Below are 14,843 nucleotides of genomic sequence, written 5' to 3' on the forward strand. Positions count from 1 at the left end.
CTGGCGGCCATGACCGACCTCAGCTCTCTGCCCCTGCGCGAGAACCTCCGCGGCCTGAGCCCCTACGGCGCCCCCCAGCTGGACGTGCCGTACATGCTCAACACCAACGAGAACACGCACCCGGTGCCGGAGGAGGTCGCCACCGCCATCGCCGAGCGGGTCGCGGCCGTCGCCGGGGGGCTGAACCGCTACCCGGACCGCGAGTTCACGGGCCTGCGACGCGCGCTCGCCGGCTACCTCGGCCACGGCCTCACGGCGGACCACGTGTGGGCCGGCAACGGCTCCAACGAGATCCTGCAGCAGATCCTCCAGGCCTTCGGCGGCCCCGGGCGGACACTGCTGAGCTTCCTGCCCTCGTACTCCATGTACCCGCTGCTGGCCGGCGGCACGGACACCGTGTTCGTGGACGGCGGCCGCGCCGCGGACCACACCCTCAGCGCCGAGCACGCGGCGGCCATGGTGCGGGAGCACCGTCCGCACGTCGTCTTCCTGGCCTCCCCCAACAACCCGACGGGCACGGCCCTGGACCTGGCGACCATCGAGGCCGTGTACGCCGCGCAGGCGCAGAACGAGGCCGCCGGCGGGCCCGGCGCGATGGTCGTCATGGACGAGGCCTACGCGGAGTTCGCCCTCGCCGGCACCCGCTCCGCCCTCACCCTCCTGCCCGGCCGCGAGCGGCTGATCGTCACGCGCACCATGTCCAAGGCGTTCGCCCTGGCCGGCGCGCGCCTGGGCTACCTGGCCGCGGACCCCGCCGTCACCGACGCCCTGCGCCTGGTGCGCCTGCCGTACCACCTCTCCGCGGTCACGCAGGCCACGGCGGAGGCCGCCCTCGACCACGTGGACGCGCTGCTGCGCACCGTGGAGGACATCAAGGCCCAGCGCGACCGCATCGTCTCCACCCTGCGCGGCCTGGGACTGAGGCCCTCGGTGTCCGACTCGAACTTCGTCTTCTTCGGTCACCTCGAGGACGCCTCCGACGTGTGGCGCCGCCTGCTCGACCGCGGCGTCCTCGTGCGGGACGTCGGCATCCCGCACCACCTGCGCGTCACCGCCGGCACCGAGCCGGAGACGACGGCGTTCCTCACCGCTCTCGAGGAGGTCCTCGGCGAGACCGGGCACCGGTCCTGAGGCGTCACCGGAGTCTGGGCGTCCGCCCGGCTCCCTAGGATGGGGACAGCGCGCGCGGCGCCCCGGCCCGCCGGCACCGGCCGCGCGCACCCGCATCCCCCCCGCACCCGTCCCGGACCGGTGCGGACCCAGCCCGAGGAGGACCCGTGGCAGCCGAGCTGATCTCCGGACGCCGTGCGCGCATGACGCGCACCACGAGCGAGTCGGACGTGTACGTCGAGATGGATCTGGACGGCACCGGCCGCGCTGAGATCTCCACCACCGTGCCGTTCTACGACCACATGCTCACCGCGCTGTCCCGGCACTCCCAGATCGACCTGACGGTCCGTGCCACCGGGGACACGCACATCGACGTGCATCACACGGTCGAGGACGTCGCCATCACCCTGGGCGAGGTGCTCAAGACCGCGCTCGGGGACAAGTCCGGCATCCGCCGCTTCGGCGAGGCGTCCGTGCCGCTGGACGAGGCGCTGGCGCGCGCCGTCGTCGACGTCTCCGGCCGGCCGTACCTCGTGCACGAGGGCGAGCCCGAGGGGCAGCAGTACCACCTCATCGGCGGGCACTTCACCGGTTCCATGACCCGCCATGTGTTCGAGTCGATCACGTACCACGCGGCGATCTGCCTCCACATGGACGTCGTGCGGGGCCGGGATCCGCACCACATCGTCGAGGCGCAGTTCAAGGCCTTCGCCCGCGCCCTGCGCGCCGCCGTCGAGGACGACCCCCGCATGACCGGCGTGCCCTCCACCAAGGGCGCCCTCTGATGGCCCGCCCCACCACCGTCCCCGGTGTGCGGCCGCGCGTCGCCGTCCTGGACTACGGCTCGGGCAACGTGCACTCGGCGCTGCGTGCCGTGGAGCGGGCCGGCGCGGAGGTCGAGCTCACGCGCGATCCGCAGGCCGTGCAGGAGGCCGACGGGCTGCTCGTGCCCGGCGTCGGGGCGTACGCGTCCGTGATGCGGGCCCTGACGGAGGTCGGCGGCACCCGCTGGATCGGCCGCCGCGTGGCCGGGGGCCGACCCGTCCTCGGCATCTGCGTGGGCCACCAGATCCTCTTCGACGCCGGCGTCGAGCACGGCGAGCGCACCGCAGGCATGGGCGAGTGGCCGGGTGTCGTCGCCGAGCTGCCCGCCGAGGTCCTGCCGCACATGGGCTGGAACACCGTCCGGCCGCCCGAGGGCAGCGCCCTCTTCGCGGGCATCGAGGACGAGCGGTTCTACTTCGTCCACTCCTACGGCGTGCTCGACTGGGAGTTCGACCAGACGATCTCCGCCATGCGTCCGCCCCAGGTCACCTGGGCGCACCACGGCGCGGACTTCATCGCCGCCGTGGAGAACGGCCCCCTGTCGGCCACGCAGTTCCACCCCGAGAAGTCCGGGGACGCCGGGCTGCAGCTGCTGCGCAACTGGCTGGAGACCCTCTGATGCCCTACTGGTCCGTCCTGTACCTCGCCCTCGGCGGGCTGCTGCTCGGCGCCGCCTGGTCCATGCGCACGCAGAAGGCGCCGCTGTGGGCCATCGTGATCGTCCTCGTGCTGGCCGGCATGGCCATCGCCGCCTCCTTCCTGACCGTCGGCGCCTGATCGCGCCGGCCGCCCCACCCGAGAGGAACCCCATGACCCCGAACGCCCCCGCACTCGAGCTGCTGCCCGCCGTCGACGTCCAGGACGGCCAGGCCGTCCGCCTCGTCCAGGGCGAGGCCGGCAGCGCCACCTCGTACGGCGACCCGGTGACCGCCGCCCTGGACTGGCAGCGCGCCGGCGCGGAGTGGATCCACCTCGTGGACCTGGACGCGGCCTTCGGTCGCGGTGACAACCGCGAGGTCATGCGCCGTGTGGTGGAGGAGATCGGCGTGAAGATCGAGCTGTCCGGTGGCATCCGCGACGACGCATCGCTCGAGAACGCCCTCGAGATGGGTGCGGCGCGGGTGAACCTGGGCACCGCCGCCCTCGAGGACCCGGACTGGACCGCGCGCGTCATCGAGCGCTTCGGCGACCGGGTGGCCGTGGGCCTCGACGTGCGCGGCACCACGCTCGCCGCCCGTGGCTGGACGAAGGAGGGCGGCGACCTCTGGGAGGTGCTGGACCGCCTCGAGGACGCCGGCTGCGCCCGCTACGTGGTCACCGACGTCACGAAGGACGGCACGCTCAAGGGGCCGAACACGGAGCTGCTCGCCCAGGTCTGCGCGAAGACCGCGAAGCCGGTCGTCGCCTCGGGCGGCATCTCCTCCCTCGAGGACGTTGCCGCGCTCGCGGCCATGACCGGCCAGGGCGTCGAGGGCGCGATCATGGGCAAGGCGCTGTACGCCGGCCGCTTCAGCCTGGAGCAGGCGCTGGCCGTCGCCGGCGGCGCCACGGTGGAGCAGGCGCGCTCCGAGCAGCCCGGCCCGGTCGCCCCGTGACGGGCTCGCACGACGACGGCGGCCTGGCCCGCGACGACGGGCTCGGTCCGATCGACGAGACGGTCGCGGTGCCGCATCCGGCGGCCCGGGAGCTGCCGGGGCACATCCGGGCCGCACTCGACCGCATGCGGGAGAAGACCGCGGGCGAGAACACCGCGGACACCGCGGGCGTCCCGTGGCAGGGCCGTGACCTCTCCGGCCCCGGCGTGGACGGCTCCGCGAACCCGTTGCACGTGTTCGACGAGGACGACGGCACCAGCCCGGCCGAGTGGACCGCCGTCATGTCGGCCCTGACGGACGGCTCCGCCGGTGAGCGGGAGGTGACGGAGGTGCTCGCGCGCATCCGCGTGTTCGCCGCCGTCGTGCCCACCCTTGCCGTGGACGAGGACGACGTCCACGACCACGCCGACCACACCGGTCACGAGCACGACGTCGCGGCGCACGGGGACAAGGCCGCGGACGTGGCCCTCGTGACCATGCGCGCGCCGGACGGCCGGCAGGCGCTGCCGGTGTTCACGAACGTGCCCGCGCTGACGGCATGGAACCCGGTCGCCCGACCCGTGGCCGTGTGGCTGCCGCGTGCCTGCCTGTCCGCCGTGGACGAGGGCTGTGAGCTCGTCGTCATCGACGCCGGCGCCGAGCACACGTACGTGGTGCGACGCCCGGCCGTGTGGTCGCTCGCCCAGCAGAGGGAGTGGACCCCCGCCTATCGGGACCAGGAGATCGCGGACGAGATCGCCGAGGTCGCCGACCTGGTCCCGAACCTGCTCAACCTGGGCCTCGCACCCGGGTCGGGGGTGGCCACGCACACGGGCTCCGGCGCGGTGATGAACGGAGGCGGGGCCGGGCCCGAGCTGCAGATCGTCGCGATGCCCACCCGGGACGCCGACGCGGCCGGGGTGCGCCTGATGACGGCCACGCTCAAGACCCTCCTGGCAGACCTGCCGCTGCTGGCCGAGCGGGCCGACTCCGTGGAGATCACGGTCCGCCGACCCTGATCGGTCGCCCGGCCTGTCCGGTACCGTTGAGGGGGAGGGGAGGGCCCGTGGTGGCCCCACCCCATCCTGGAGGCCGTGCGCCGCGCGCCGGCCCCATGCCTCCCATCCTCCGAGGAGTACCCATGAGAACCAGAACCTTGACCGGCGTCGCCACCGCGGCGCTGGGCGCGGTGGTGGTGGCCGGTGCCGGCCCCGCCCTCGCGCAGACCACGCTCACCCAGGGCTCGGCGATCACCGCGCCGGCCGGGGCGTGCAGTCTGACCATCGTCGACGACGCCACCGCCTACACCGCGGCCCACTGTGGTGCGGGCCAATGGCAGATCGGCTCGACCGTCCGCGACGTCGACGGCACCGCGATCGGCACCGTCTCGGCACTGCCCGGCGATTCGGGCGTGGACGCGGTCCGCGTGGCCCTGGCCGACGACGTCGACGTCGTGGGCGACTGGTCCACGCGGCCGGCCTCGTCCATCGGTGTGGGCGAGACCGTCTACACCCACGGCTCGTCCGTGCCGCTGGGCGCGCCGAACACCGTGTCCCACACGCAGACCTTCGAGGCCGCCACGGTCTGCGACGACGCGTACGCGGATCAGGTTGCCCTCGACACCGCCTCGACCTACGCCGGCGACTCGGGCGGGGCCGTCTATGACGCCCAGCAGCGGGTGGTCGGGGTCATCTCGGGCATCGCCCCGGTGACCTTCGACGCCGAGGGCAACGTGGTGGGCTGCGACGCCCAGGCGATGTCCTCGATCATGGTCCCGGTCGAGTCCCTCGACGCGCTGGACGCCTCCGCGGCGCCCGCCGCCGAGACCGCCGCGGCCGCGGAGACCGCTCCGGCCGCCGAGACCGCCCCGGCGATCGCCGACGTCGCGGGCCCCGTGGCCGACGAGGACCTGCCCACCGGCGGCGAGCCCGCCGTGGACGAGTCCGAGCTGACCGAGTTCACGCCGGCTGAGGAGGAGGCCATCGCGGCCGAGCTCAAGGCCCGCGCCGAGGCCGCCGCGGAGGAGGAGGCCGCCGAGGCGGCCCCCGCTGCTGAGGCCCCGGTCGCCGAGGCCGCTGCGCCGGGCGTGACCGACGTCGTGGCCGCGCCCGCCGAGGGTGTCGCCTACGGCACCCAGGTGGTCGCGCAGACGGATCAGGGCGGCTTCGCCTCCGTCACCGTCACGGCCTACGACGCCGACGGCACGGTCCTCGGCCAGGACGGCCTGGACCTCACCGGCGAGTACCGCGCCTGGCTGCCCGTGCCGGCCGAGGTGCCCGCGGGCGGCTCCGTGGTGGTCACCGTGGTCGACGCCGCCGGCGCCGCCACGGACGCCACCGTGACCCTGGGCGGTCAGCTGGTCGGCTGATCGATTCCGCCCCGAACGACACGACGAGGCCCGGTGATCCCGCACGGATCACCGGGCCTCGTCACGTCCCGGGGCGGCCCCGGCCAGGTGGGGACGCGGTCAGCACAGCCCCTCGAGCCGCCGCCCCAGGCGGGAGAAGATCCGGGTGAGGGACTCCGCCTCGCCCGGCGCCAGGTCGCCGAGGAAGAGCTCGTCCACCTGCCGGGCGTGCTCGATCGCGGCGCGCCGGAAGGCGGACCGGCCCTCGTCGGTGAGGACGGCCTCGAAGCCCCGCCGGTCACAGGCCACCGGGCGGCGGTCGATCAGGCCGCGGGCCACGAGCGTCTTCACCTGGTAGGTGATGCGCGACGGGGAGAAGACCATCCGGGACGCCAGCTCTCCCAGCCGGAGCCGGCCCTCGGGGGACTCGTAGAGGAGCAGCAGCAGGTTGTAGTCGGCCAGCGACATGCCGCAGTCCTGCTTCAGGCGGCGCTCCACCACCTCCGTGAGCATCTGGGTGGCCTCGAAGTAGGCGCGCCAGGCGCGCTTGGGCGGGTCCACCGGGCGGTGCGCCTCCGATGCGGAGCCGAACCAGCCGCCGTCGGGCTCCGCCGGCGCCGCGTCCTGCGCGGCGGGCTCAGGGGCCGGGGTTGAGGAGCTGCTCAAAGGGGGTCACCTCCAGGTCGATGTCCGCGGGCGCGGCGGCGCGTGCCCGCGGGGGGCGGCTCAGGGTGATCTCGGCCAGGTCGCGTCCGGCGGCCCGGATGCGGGACTGCAGCGGGTCGGTCCGCATCGAGGCCTGCACGCCGGCCGCCTCGCCCCAGTCGTCCGAGGCCGCGAAGACCGCGGTCGGCACGATGCGGGCCTTGAGGTAGGCGAACAGCGGCCGCATGGCGGTGTCGATCATGAGCGAGTGGCGGGCGGTGCCGCCGGTGGCGCCGAGGAGCACGGGCACCCCGACGACGGACGTGGGCTCCGCGAGGTCCCAGAAGGACTTGAACAGGCCCGAGTAGGAGGCCTTGTACGTGGGCGAGACCGCGATGACGGCGTCGGCCTGGGCGACCTCGTCCAGGGCGGCGCGCAGGGCCGGGGAGATGGCGAAGGTCACCAGGGCCTGCGCGATGTCCACGGCGAGCTCCCGCAGCGTGATCAGGTGGATCTGCGGGACCACGCCGTGCTCGGAGAGCGCCGCCGAGGCGGACTCCGCCATGCGTTCGGCGAGCATGCGGGTCTGGGACGGGTCCCCGGACCCGCCGGAGACCACGGCGAGGTGCCGGGCCTGCGGCGTGAACGGGGCGGAGGCATCGGGGGCGCCGGGGGTGGTCACTGCGCGGCACCGCCCTTCGCGGCATCGGCGGTGGCGCGCTGCTCGGCGGCCGCCGCGCGGTCGAGCTGGGCCTGCGATCCCTCCTTGCCGCCGGGCACGGGAGCCTCGCCGCGGCGGGCGCGTGCCACGAGGAACTCGTGGGTCGGGGCCGCCGGGACGTCGTCCGGCTTCAGAGCGTCGAACTCCTTGCGCAGCACGGGCAGGACCTCCTCGCCGAAGAGGTCGATCTGCCGCAGGACGGTGTCCGTGGGCAGGCCGGCGTGGTCGATGAGGAACATCTGACGCTGGTAGTCGCCCACCCAGTCGCGGAACGTGAGCGTGCGCTCGATGACCTGCTGCGGCGAGCCGACCGTCAGGGGCGTCATCCTCGAGAAGTCCTCGAGGGACGGGCCGTGGCCGTAGACCGGCGCGTTGTCGAAGTAGGGGCGGAACTCCGCCACGGCGTCCTGCGAGTTCTTCGCCATGTAGGCCTGGCCGCCCAGGGCCACGTACGCCTGATGGGCCTTGCCGTGGCCGTAGTACTCGTAGCGCTGGCGGTACAGGCGCACCATCTGGATGACGTGCTCCTTGTTCCAGAAGATGTTGTTGTGGAAGTAGCCGTCGCCGTAGTAGGCGGCCTGCTCGGCGATCTCGGGAGAGCGGATGGAGCCGTGCCACACGAAGGGGGCGACGCCGTCCAGGGGCTGCGGGGTGAGGGTGAAGTCCAGCAGCGGGGTGCGGTGGTTGCCGCTCCAGTCCACGGTCTCCTCATGCCACAGGCGGTAGAGGAGGTTGTAGTTCTCCACGGCGAGTTGGATGCCCTGGCGGATGTCCTTGCCGAACCACGGGTACACGGGGCCGGTGTTGCCGCGGCCCATCGTCAGGTCCACGCGACCGTCGGCGAGGTGCTGCAGGTACGCGTAGTCCTCGGCCAGACGCACCGGGTCCATGGTGGTGATCAGGGTCGTCGCCGTGGAGAGCTGGAGGGTCTCGGTCTGCGCGGCCAGGTAGGCCAGCAGCGTGGGCGGGTTGCCCGGGGCCACGAAGGGCGGGTTGTGGTGCTGGCCGGTCGCGAACACCTCGAAGCCCGCCTGCTCGGCGTGGCGGGCGATCTTGACGGTGTCCTTGATCCGCTGATGCTCGGTGGGGGCGGTCCCGTTCGTCGGATCGGCGGTGATGTCGCCGATCGTGAAGACGCCGAACTGCATGGTGTGCTCCTCAGTGTGCCCGGGGGCGGGTCTCACGGTGCCGGCCGCGCCGTCGCCGTGTTCTTCAAAAATGAACTATACCGCACAACGAGCCGCCCCGTCCTGAATATTCCGCAGGGCCCGACACGGCAGGCTGGTCCCATGAGCCCCGCCTTCGACGCCGGTCGCCTCGCCCACACTGACGTCCTCACCCTGCAGCAGGTGTCGAGCTTGCTGTCCAACGACATCCAGGTGACGGACCCGGACGGGCGCACCGTCGTCTCGGTGGTCACCACGGGCGGCGGACTGGGCCGAATGCTGATGGGGAACCGCAGCTTCGACGTGGTCGACGGTGACGACGGCCGCGTGCTCTTCCGCCTCGCCGACCCGGCCACGTTCGGCCGCGACCGCTTCGCGATCCTGGACGCCGACGGGCTGCCCTTCGCCAACCTCGTCCGCCAGATCGCGTTCCTGCGGACGTCCGTGAGCGTCGAGGTCGTGGACGGCACGTGCTTCGCGGTGACCGGCGACCTGTGGGACCACGACTACACCATGACCGTGGGGCAGCGGCCGATCGCCCGCGTGACCGCGCAATTCGGAGGTGTCATGAACGCCCTGGCCGGGCGCTCGCGGTACGAGATGCGCCTGGACCCCGGCATGCCGCCCGTGGTGCGCTGCGCCGTGCTCGGCACGGCCATCGCCCTCGACCTGATCCGGGCCAAGGACCGGCGCAGCAACGGTTGAGTCCGCCGAGCGCGCGGCCGTCTCGGCGGCGCCTCCGGGGCGTGCCTTGACGCCTCCCATAGGATTCGACGGTGGACTTCGGAGCGTACGGACGGCTGTTGCAGGACCCTCGGATCCGCCATCTGCTGGCGGTGGGGTTCATCGCCCGCTTCCCGCACACCGCGGCCGGGGTGATCCTCACCCTCCACGTGGCGCTCACGCTGGGCCTGGGCTACGGCCAGGCCGGCCTGGCCGGGGCGGCGATGACGCTGGGCATCGCGGTGGGCTCGCCGTGGCGGGGCCGCGTGGTGGACGCGAAGGGGCTGCGCCGTGCACTGCTGCCCTCCGTGATCGCGGAGGCCGTGATCTGGCCGATCGTCCCGTGGCTGCCGTTCTGGCCGATGCTCCTGGCCGTGTTCCTGGGCGGCGTGTTCTCACTGCCGATCTTCTCCGTCGTCCGGCAGGGACTCGGCGTGCTCACCCACGGCAAGGACCGGCAGACGGCGTTTGCCCTGGACTCCATCGTCACGGAGACGATCTTCATGATGGGCCCGGCGCTGGGCGCCGTCGTCGCGGCCACGTGGTCGAGTGCCCTCGGCCTGACCATCGTCGGCCTCTCCAGCGCGCTGGGCGGCATCCTGCTGATGTGGTTCAACCCGCCGACACGGTCGAGTCAGCTGGCCGTCGTCGGACCGGCGACCGAGGATCCCTACACCGAGGAGCAGGACCGTCAGGAGGCGATCGCCCAGGCGGTGACCGCCGCGCCCATGCACGTGGAGATGGCCGCCCCCAGCCTGGCCACCGGCGCGCTGCCGGCCATCACGGAGGCCATCCCCCTCGTCACCGGGTCGCTGCCCGTCATCGCCGCGGACGGCTCCGGGCCGACGACGGCGCCGCGCCGGGCCCGGGCCGAGCGGCTGCGGCAGTGGCGGCGGAGCCACTTCTCCTGGGTTGGGTCGGAGGTGCTCGGCGTGCTCGTGGTGTCGATGGCGGCCGGGATCGTCATGGTCGGCACCGAGGTCTCGATGGTGGCCGAGCTGGAGTCGCAGGGCGCCGCGGCGTCGGTGGGTCTGGTGTACGCGTTCTGGTGCGGCGCCTCCGCCGTGGGCGGGCTGTTCTACGGGGCCTGGGGCCGCCAGGTGCACCCGTACCTGCTGATGGCGCTGTTCGCCGTGGCGACGGTGCCGCTCGCGCTCGTGGACGGGGTGTGGGCGCTCGCGCTGGCCTCGATCCCCTCGGGCCTGCTGACGGCGCCGACCCTGGCCTCGGCCTCGTCCCGGCTCTCGCACCTCGTGGTGGAGGAGCGGCGTGGCGAGGCGATGGGCTTCTACGGCTCGGCCATGACCGCCGGCGCCGCCATGGGCGCCCCGCTGGCCGGCGTGTTCATCGACGGCATGGCCCCGTCCGCGGGCTACGTGTTCGCGGCGGCCGCGGGCTTCGTGCTCGTGCTGCTGGCCGCCCTGGCGACGGTGGCGCGCGGGCGGCGCTCCGCCTGAGCTGGGCCTGCTCCGCGCATCAGGCCAGGAGCTCGTGGATGCGGCGGACCAGCACGGCGGTGAGGTCCGCGTCGAAGTCCGCGGTGGAGGAGTCCATGAACAGGTGCCGCTCCGTGTCGTACTCGAAGAGGTCGGCGGGGCGGTCCGGGTGCTCGGCGGTGGCCGCGTAGGAGCGGGCGGTCTCGAGGTCGCCCTCGAGGGCCCAGGGGTCGCGGGTGCCGAGGTGGATCTGCAGGGCGGTGTGGGGCTGCCAGAGCGGGGCGTAGGCGTCGAGGGCCTCGGCGCCGGCCATGGCGATGCACGCGCGGAAGCCGGGGACCACCTGGGCGGCACGCCAGGCGGGCATCACACCCATGCTGATGCCCGCGACGACGGAGGCCTCCTGGTGCTGGGCACACGCCCGCATGCCGCGCCGGCCGATCTCCTCGAAGCCGATCTGTTGGGCGTGGGCGACACCCTCGTCCACGGTGGCGAAGGTGCGGCCGTCGTAGAGGTCAGGGGTGTGGACCGTGTGACCGCCGGCGGCGATCTGGTCGGCGAGCGCGCGCACGCCGTCCGTGAGACCGAGGGCGTGGTGGAAGAGGATGATCTGCGCCATGGGTCAGAGCGTAGACCGCGGTGAGCGGCTGCCCCATCGTGGGGGTGTGTGAGCGGGGGCGAAGACGTGAGGTGGCTCGCGTCTGTCGCCACGGGTGAGTTGGCGCTCATTGCGTGGAGGGCAAGCGCAGTGCTTCCCCGACTGGTGCCCTGGGTTCTCGTCTCGGCGGCCCCAGGACAGCACCGTCTCAGTCTTCACGTCGCGCGGTCGGAGACTGCGCGAGCGAGCGGCGAGGAATCTTCTGCATGAGTGCCGAGGCACTCGTGCGATCGGTCACGGGGCTGCTCGAGGCAGGAGCGGCCAGCGGCCTCCTGGCCTCATCCGTCCTGCGACCTTCGGGACGTCTTCGCCGGACGATGCCGCGGCCGCTTCGGACGTACGGCGACGAAGGGGCGCCCTGTCCGACTGCTCCTGGCGACCTCGACCACGGCATCCACGTTCGACGGAGGACGGGAGAACGTCTCGCCGGGTGGACGTCGGAGCTGAGTCCACCGTTCCGCTGCGGTCACACGGGAATCGCCGTCAGTGCGGTCACGCCGGGGCGGGAGACGCGAGCTGGCAGGGCATGCCGGGTTCGGGGACGGCGGGACTGATGTGCACGGCCCGCCCCGGCAGGGGCTCGACCTCGGTCAGCCGGGGCCAGATGAGCCGGTGCTCGGCGTTCGTCCCGGCCGGCACGAAGAAGCGGTGGGGCAGGTGCAGCAGCAGCCGGCCCGTCGCCAGCTCTCGGCCGCCGAACACCGCCAACCGCAGCCCGGCGGCCGCCGGACGGCCGAGCCAGTCGTGCACGTCCTCCTCGACCGTGCGGTAGGTGTCCCCGACGCGCAGGCCGGACCACGCGTTCCAGCCCGTGATCACCGCCGTGCCGCCCGCGGCCGCGAGCTCGCGCAGGCGGGCCAGGACGGCCTCACCGGCCCCCTCGGCGTCCGGGGTCAGCACCGGCGTCCCGGACCGCGCGGCCGTCGCGGCCTCCCCGGTGCCGTCCAGCACGGCCACCGGCCGGCCGCTGCGCAGCGCCACCTCGACGACGGCGGCCAGCGTCTCCGCGCGACCGCCCGCGGCCTCGACGATCCATGCCGTGCGTCCCTCCGCGCCGGTCGGCCACCGCCAGGGACGGTGCCGGCCGTGGGCCGCGTCGTCGAGCAGGGCCAGGGCCGTGGCCTCGGCCCGGCGAGCGCGGTCCGGCACCCAGCGCTCCGGCAGGGCGGGGGTGACCACGGGCGGGGGTGTGGGCCAGTCACCCGCCGCGTAGTTCTCCACCAGGACCGAGACGACGGCCTCCCAGGGGGCGACGGCCGGGGCGGCCGCGGCCTCGCCCAGCCGCCGCCACACGGGCGTGCCGCCGTCGACCGTCCACTGGGATGCGCGGAACGAGACCGTCGGGCGCCCCGCCGTCGAGAGGATCGCGGAGCCGGGGCGACGCGGGTCGAGCCGGGCCGCGGCGGCCGTGCCCACGAGGTCCCACGACTCCTGCTCCGTCGCGGTGCGCAGGGCGATCGTGCTGCCCAGGTTCGAGCGCAGGTCCGAGCCCACCGCACCCGTGGCCCGCTGCGTGGCCAGGATGAGGTGGAAGCCGAGGGAACGGCCCGTGGCGGCCAGACGCTGCAGGACGGCGGCTGCGTCCGGGTGGTCGTCCACGAGCACGCGCAGTTCGTCGATCGCCACGACGAGCCGAGGCAGCGCCGCGTCCGGATGGCGGCGGCGGAAGCCGGGATAGTCGCTGACCCCGGCCTCCGCGAAGAGGGCCTCGCGGCGATGCAGCTCCGCCCGGATGGCGCTCAGCGCCCGCAACGAGGCCGTTCCCACGTGGTTGGTCTCCAGGCTCATCGTGTGGGGGAGCGCGCCCAGCGGACCGAACGACGCACCGCCCTTGAAGTCCAGCAGCAGGAACGCGACCTCGGCCGGCGGGTGGTGCGCCGCGGCCCCCAGCAGGAGGGACAGCAGGAGATCCGACTTCCCGGATCCCGTGGTGCCCGCGATGAGCAGGTGCGGCCCGTCGGCGGCCAGGTCCATCTCGACGACGCCCGTCTCGTCGCCGCTACGGGCGAGGGTCACGGTGAGCCCGTCGACGGCATCGCGGGCGCCCACCTGCCCCGGTGGTGTGAGCGTGCCGTCGCCGTCGTCGGCGGGCAGCAGGCCGAGGTCCACGACGTCGTCGGCCAGCTCGGTCAGCCAGGCGACCAGGGTGCCGTCGGCGAGGCCGTCGGCGGTCACGTCCTCGAAGCGCTGTTGTTCGGCCGGGACCACGACGGTGCGCCCGCGCAGGTCGACGACGGCGTCCCCCGGCGCAGGCGACGGCCCGGTGAAGTCGTACCGCGTCCAGGGCAGATCCGCCCGGGCCGTGGGCGTCGTCCCCGCGTCGCCGCCGATGGCGGCCCGCCACGCTCGCCACGCCGGATCCAGTGCCGCGTCCTCAGGAGCCGACACCAGCAGCCGCGGGCCGGACCCGCCCGACCACCAGGTGCGGCGGACTCCACCGGCCTCCACCACGAACGCGCCGTCGGCGGCCACCGCGTGCCGCAGGAGCTGGAACACCGCCCACCGGCAGGCCCCGGCCACATCGCGCGGCGGCCCGAGCACGACGACGCGCGACTCCGGCGGTGACGTCGTCATCACGGTGCGCCGCGACGTGACGGCCTCCACCCATGCCTCGTCCGGGTCGTCCCGCGACAGGGACAGCGCCCCGACGCCGGAACCCCACGAGACCGCCACGGCCTCGTCGGCCCCCGACGTCAGCCCGAAGCGGTCCGTCGCGCCGGAGCGGACGGCGCGGGCCACCGCACCGGGGCTCAGTGCCGCCTGAGCCCGCCGGCGCACGAGCGCGTCCGCGCGGGCGGCGAGCAGCCGCGCATGCCGCAGCCGGGTACGGCGCTGCATCGCCAGCATGACCAGCGCCACCGTCACGGACAGCACACCGAACAGCAGGAACACCGGGTTGCCCATCATCAGGACCAGGGCGACCCCGAGCACCAGCGGGCCCAGGGCCGCCACCAGCGGGATCACGACGGACTGCCGGGCCGGTGGGGATCCGAGGTCGACGGCGGGCGGCTCCGGCGTGACCGGCCGCGGCAGGGCGGCCCCGGGCCCGCGGACCAGGCCCAGGGCGGTCCGGCCCACAGGGAGCGGGCTGCGGCCGTCCCACAGGCGTCCGGTGTCCCGAGGACCGTCGTGGACGTGCAGCCCGGTGGGCGCGAGCCGCAGACGCATCGGCCGCGACGGGGCAGAGGGGTCGTCCAGCAGCAGCCGCGCCCCACCGCGTCCCGTGCTCAACCCGCCCTCCCCCAGAGGGACGAGGCGGCCGGCGTCGGGTCCGTGCTCGGTGACCACCGCGAGCTCCGGCCCCCGGGCCGGTGCACTCCCGACCCGTTCCGCGTACGTCACGCTGCGCGGCCCGGCAGCGCACCGGTGCAGCGACCGGGCGGGAAAACGTTCCCGCACCGCCCGGTCCTGCTCGTCCGCGTCGGCGGGGAAGTGCTCCACCCGCCATGTCTCGGGAGCGGCCCCGCCCAGGATCCGCACGCTCCAGGCCATCCCCGCCCCTCCCTCCTGAGACCGGCGACCGGCCCGTCCGGCCGCCTGGGGACGACCCTGCCACGGCCTGATGGCGGTTCGGGCGGCCTGTGGACAACTCCCCGTCGAACGGGACCGCCGCCACGTTGTCCACAGTCATGGTGTCC

The 14,843-nt window shown here is 74.0% G+C and carries 14 protein-coding genes; 9 read left to right on the top strand and 5 right to left on the bottom strand.

Annotated elements, in window-relative coordinates:
• Window positions 1–9 precede the first annotated feature (9 nt).
• From ACUW6W_RS00400 to ACUW6W_RS00430, 7 genes are all read left to right on the top strand, one after another.
• On the top strand, window positions 10–1,131 hold the full coding sequence (locus tag ACUW6W_RS00400) for a histidinol-phosphate transaminase (RefSeq protein ID WP_454179611.1): 1,122 nt from the start codon (window positions 10–12) through the stop codon (window positions 1,129–1,131).
• 182 nt (window positions 1,132–1,313) lie between these two features.
• Complete coding sequence (hisB, locus tag ACUW6W_RS00405; protein WP_152743305.1) at window positions 1,314–1,895, top strand: imidazoleglycerol-phosphate dehydratase HisB; 582 nt, start codon at window positions 1,314–1,316, stop codon at window positions 1,893–1,895.
• Window positions 1,895–2,554 (top strand): imidazole glycerol phosphate synthase subunit HisH, encoded by a 660-nt coding sequence (gene hisH / locus ACUW6W_RS00410; RefSeq protein ID WP_101965584.1) that lies wholly within the window; start codon window positions 1,895–1,897, stop codon window positions 2,552–2,554. Before hisB ends, hisH begins: the two co-directional genes overlap by 1 nt.
• Window positions 2,554–2,712 (top strand): hypothetical protein, encoded by a 159-nt coding sequence (locus ACUW6W_RS00415; RefSeq protein WP_004167696.1) that lies wholly within the window; start codon window positions 2,554–2,556, stop codon window positions 2,710–2,712. Before hisH ends, ACUW6W_RS00415 begins: the two co-directional genes overlap by 1 nt.
• A gap of 32 nt (window positions 2,713–2,744) precedes the next feature.
• Window positions 2,745–3,530 (top strand): bifunctional 1-(5-phosphoribosyl)-5-((5-phosphoribosylamino)methylideneamino)imidazole-4-carboxamide isomerase/phosphoribosylanthranilate isomerase PriA, encoded by a 786-nt coding sequence (priA, locus tag ACUW6W_RS00420; protein ID WP_063190306.1) that lies wholly within the window; start codon window positions 2,745–2,747, stop codon window positions 3,528–3,530.
• Window positions 3,527–4,528: an SseB family protein gene (locus ACUW6W_RS00425; RefSeq protein WP_020628148.1), complete on the top strand. Its 1,002-nt coding sequence runs from the start codon at window positions 3,527–3,529 to the stop codon at window positions 4,526–4,528. The genes priA and ACUW6W_RS00425 overlap by 4 nt, the downstream gene beginning before the upstream one ends.
• Window positions 4,529–4,650: 122 nt before the next feature.
• Complete coding sequence (locus tag ACUW6W_RS00430; RefSeq protein ID WP_223247523.1) at window positions 4,651–5,877, top strand: trypsin-like serine protease; 1,227 nt, start codon at window positions 4,651–4,653, stop codon at window positions 5,875–5,877.
• A gap of 99 nt (window positions 5,878–5,976) precedes the next feature.
• Here ACUW6W_RS00430 and ACUW6W_RS00435 read toward each other — a convergent pair whose 3' ends face one another.
• From ACUW6W_RS00435 to ACUW6W_RS00445, 3 genes are read right to left on the bottom strand one after another with little or no spacing between them, the layout of a single operon-like run.
• Entirely contained in the window at window positions 5,977–6,522 is a 546-nt protein-coding gene (locus ACUW6W_RS00435; RefSeq protein WP_020628146.1) for a MarR family winged helix-turn-helix transcriptional regulator, read from the bottom strand.
• Window positions 6,494–7,183, bottom strand: a complete 690-nt coding sequence (locus ACUW6W_RS00440) for an FMN reductase (protein ID WP_020628145.1) — start codon at window positions 7,181–7,183, stop codon at window positions 6,494–6,496. Before ACUW6W_RS00440 ends, ACUW6W_RS00435 begins: the two co-directional genes overlap by 29 nt.
• A complete protein-coding gene (locus ACUW6W_RS00445; protein ID WP_020628144.1) occupies window positions 7,180–8,370 on the bottom strand; it encodes an LLM class flavin-dependent oxidoreductase in 1,191 nt (396 codons plus the stop codon). The genes ACUW6W_RS00440 and ACUW6W_RS00445 overlap by 4 nt, the downstream gene beginning before the upstream one ends.
• 141 nt (window positions 8,371–8,511) lie before the next feature.
• On the opposite strand from ACUW6W_RS00445, the gene ACUW6W_RS00450 reads away from it, so the two are divergent.
• A complete protein-coding gene (locus tag ACUW6W_RS00450; RefSeq protein WP_020628143.1) occupies window positions 8,512–9,093 on the top strand; it encodes an LURP-one-related/scramblase family protein in 582 nt (193 codons plus the stop codon).
• A gap of 71 nt (window positions 9,094–9,164) precedes the next feature.
• Window positions 9,165–10,568, top strand: coding sequence for an MFS transporter (locus ACUW6W_RS00455; protein ID WP_020628142.1), 1,404 nt, complete (start codon window positions 9,165–9,167; stop codon window positions 10,566–10,568).
• Window positions 10,569–10,587: 19 nt separating this feature from the next.
• Here the strand turns inward: ACUW6W_RS00455 and ACUW6W_RS00460 are convergent, their stop codons facing one another.
• Together ACUW6W_RS00460 and ACUW6W_RS00465 are read right to left on the bottom strand one after the other, a co-directional pair.
• The gene (locus ACUW6W_RS00460) at window positions 10,588–11,166 is read right to left on the bottom strand and encodes a dienelactone hydrolase family protein (RefSeq protein ID WP_020628141.1); all 579 of its coding nucleotides are present in this window, start codon (window positions 11,164–11,166) and stop codon (window positions 10,588–10,590) included.
• 531 nt (window positions 11,167–11,697) lie between these two features.
• A complete protein-coding gene (locus ACUW6W_RS00465) occupies window positions 11,698–14,697 on the bottom strand; it encodes an FtsK/SpoIIIE domain-containing protein (protein WP_020628140.1) in 3,000 nt (999 codons plus the stop codon).
• Window positions 14,698–14,843: the final 146 nt, after the last annotated feature.

It is taken from the genome of Micrococcus sp. 093350064-1 (assembly GCF_053627955.1).

Coding starts and splice junctions, on each gene's coding strand:
- hisH (WP_101965584.1), top strand. CDS start 1,895: ATGGCCCGCCCCACCACCGTCCCCGGTGTGCGGCCGCGCGTCGCCGTC.
- hisB (WP_152743305.1), top strand. CDS start 1,314: ATGACGCGCACCACGAGCGAGTCGGACGTGTACGTCGAGATGGATCTG.
- ACUW6W_RS00445 (WP_020628144.1), bottom strand. CDS start 8,370: ATGCAGTTCGGCGTCTTCACGATCGGCGACATCACCGCCGATCCGACG.
- ACUW6W_RS00465 (WP_020628140.1), bottom strand. CDS start 14,697: ATGGCCTGGAGCGTGCGGATCCTGGGCGGGGCCGCTCCCGAGACATGG.
- ACUW6W_RS00400 (WP_454179611.1), top strand. CDS start 10: ATGACCGACCTCAGCTCTCTGCCCCTGCGCGAGAACCTCCGCGGCCTG.
- ACUW6W_RS00430 (WP_223247523.1), top strand. CDS start 4,651: ATGAGAACCAGAACCTTGACCGGCGTCGCCACCGCGGCGCTGGGCGCG.
- ACUW6W_RS00450 (WP_020628143.1), top strand. CDS start 8,512: ATGAGCCCCGCCTTCGACGCCGGTCGCCTCGCCCACACTGACGTCCTC.
- priA (WP_063190306.1), top strand. CDS start 2,745: ATGACCCCGAACGCCCCCGCACTCGAGCTGCTGCCCGCCGTCGACGTC.
- ACUW6W_RS00415 (WP_004167696.1), top strand. CDS start 2,554: ATGCCCTACTGGTCCGTCCTGTACCTCGCCCTCGGCGGGCTGCTGCTC.
- ACUW6W_RS00460 (WP_020628141.1), bottom strand. CDS start 11,166: ATGGCGCAGATCATCCTCTTCCACCACGCCCTCGGTCTCACGGACGGC.